Genomic DNA, 1962 nt, shown 5'->3' on the forward strand with positions numbered 1-1962 from the left:
ACGCTGGAGCGTGGGGAGCCAGCCGAAAATCAATGCCAGTAGAAAATCAATAGGTTAGTTTTTAGACAGCCTCTAAGCTATTTTCAATTTGCAGATTCCCATAGTTGTCTGACGTTGTTTGGTGCTGCCCGAGAAGGCATTTTTCCAATCCGCAGATTACGCAGATTCCCACAGATTGTTTTGTTGGCTCTTTATGGATTGGGGACTGCTAACGATTATGGAAGGTTGCTATCTGTAGCGGCTCGCCAACGCTAACGCCTTGGCTCGCAAACAGCCATCACTTCGGGCTCACGCTCACTGGCAATGGACAGGACGTTCGGCTTACGCTCCGTGCCAATGGGCTCATGCTCCGTAACCAGGGCTTGCTAATGGTTGGCTCGGCTCACGCTTGCTGAGAACAGCATGGACGAATTGTAGGATAGAATTAGCGCAGAAGCGCAGAGCTCGAAAAACCATGCCACAACCAGTACCCACACACCAACCAACCCTCTACGAGGCCCTGGAGGCCCTGCCCGAGGGGGTAGTCGGTGAGATTCTGAACGGCCAACTTCACACCCAACCGCGGCCCGCAATCCCACATGCTCACGTTGCCGCTCGTTTCGACCGCTCGATTGGCCGCAGCTACGGTGACGGCATCGATGGTCCCGGTGGGTGGTGGATCTTCCCTGAGCCCGAAGTGCATTTCGTGCGTGATGTCGAGGTGGCCGTGCCGGACCTGGCCGGCTGGCACCGGGAGCGTATGCCGATACTTCCCACGGGCCACCGGGTCGAGGTGGTTCCTGATTGGGTCTGCGAGATCCTCTCTCCATCCACCAAACGGAAGGATCGTAAGGACAAGATGCCACTGTATGCGCGTTACGGTGTGCAGTATGCGTGGCTAACTGATCCGGTCGAGCGTACCTTGGAGGTCTACCGGCTCAATGGCAATACCTGGATTGAAGTCGGTCGCTTTGCCGGCGCTGACCAGGTTCGCGTACCGCCGTTCGAGGCGGTGTCTATCGATCTGGAAGGCTTGTGGTTGCCGCAGCAATTGCGGCTTGTCGAACGTTAAGAGAGCCTCCGCGATCCCGCTGACGAGCTCGTGGCCGTCCTCGATGCTACCCCAGATTCACAGCGGTATCCCCGTCTTATCGAAGTCCTTTCCAGATCTGCGGATAAAATCAGAAAAAACCCGCCGGCGGCGGGTTTTTTCTTAAGATGACAGGAAAACACCGATCACTTGATCTTGCCTTCCTTGTAAAGGACATGCTTACGCGCTACCGGATCGAACTTCTTGATCTCCATCTTGCCGGGCTGATTACGCTTGTTCTTGGTCGTGGTGTAAAAGTGACCCGTACCGGCGCTGGAATTCAGCCGGATCTTTTCACGTGCTGCTTTGGCCATGGGGTTTTACTCCTTACACACCTTTCTCGCCGCGGGCGCGCAGCTCGGACAACACTTGGTCTATGCCTTGCTTGTCGATAATGCGCATTCCGCTGGCGGATACGCGCAGACGTACCCAGCGTTTCTCACTTTCCACCCAGAAGCGATGATAGTGGAGATTGGGTAAAAACCGTCGCTTGGTCTTGTTATGAGCATGGGAAACGTTGCAACCGGTAAGTGGCCGCTTGCCGGTTACCTGACAAACTTTGGACATGACACACCGCCTTCTTAAGGACGAAAAATCTTAGAATTTCAAAGCTAAAACTCAACAATTTTAGCCAAGCCCAGGTAACCTGGCAAGGACGAGGCTGGTCCTATCAGAAAACTATGAATCATGCGAATCTTCGCGAAATCGATTCGTGCCGATTCGCGTGGTTCGTAGTTTCCCTGCATGGCCTCGAAGTTGCCTGATAGCCTCCGCCGCGGTAAAGCGCTTAGAGACTGTCTAAAAAAGGATCATAGACCGTAGGCTGGGTTGCGGCCAGGGACGGCCAAAACCCAGCAACAACCAAAGCTGGGGTTCGTTCCTCACCCCAGCCT

Annotated in this window: 3 protein-coding genes; 1 reads left to right on the forward strand and 2 read right to left on the reverse strand. The window is 54.5% G+C overall.

Features of this window, described 5'->3' with window-relative positions; all coding sequences use genetic code 11:
* Positions 1-454 precede the first annotated feature (454 nt).
* Positions 455-1051, forward strand: a complete 597-nt coding sequence (locus tag BQ17_RS09530; protein WP_089726499.1) for a Uma2 family endonuclease — start codon at positions 455-457, stop codon at positions 1049-1051.
* Positions 1052-1215: 164 nt separating this feature from the next.
* Here BQ17_RS09530 and rpmG read toward each other — a convergent pair whose 3' ends face one another.
* On the reverse strand, positions 1216-1383 hold the full coding sequence (rpmG, locus tag BQ17_RS09535) for a 50S ribosomal protein L33 (RefSeq protein ID WP_089726501.1): 168 nt from the start codon (positions 1381-1383) through the stop codon (positions 1216-1218).
* Between the two features lie 13 nt (positions 1384-1396).
* Entirely contained in the window at positions 1397-1636 is a 240-nt protein-coding gene (rpmB, locus tag BQ17_RS09540; RefSeq protein ID WP_089726503.1) for a 50S ribosomal protein L28, read from the reverse strand.
* Positions 1637-1962: the final 326 nt, after the last annotated feature.

Origin of the sequence: Candidatus Thiosymbion oneisti (assembly GCF_900092655.1) — a bacterium.
GTDB classification, from domain to species: Bacteria; Pseudomonadota; Gammaproteobacteria; order Chromatiales; family Chromatiaceae; genus Thiosymbion; species Thiosymbion oneisti.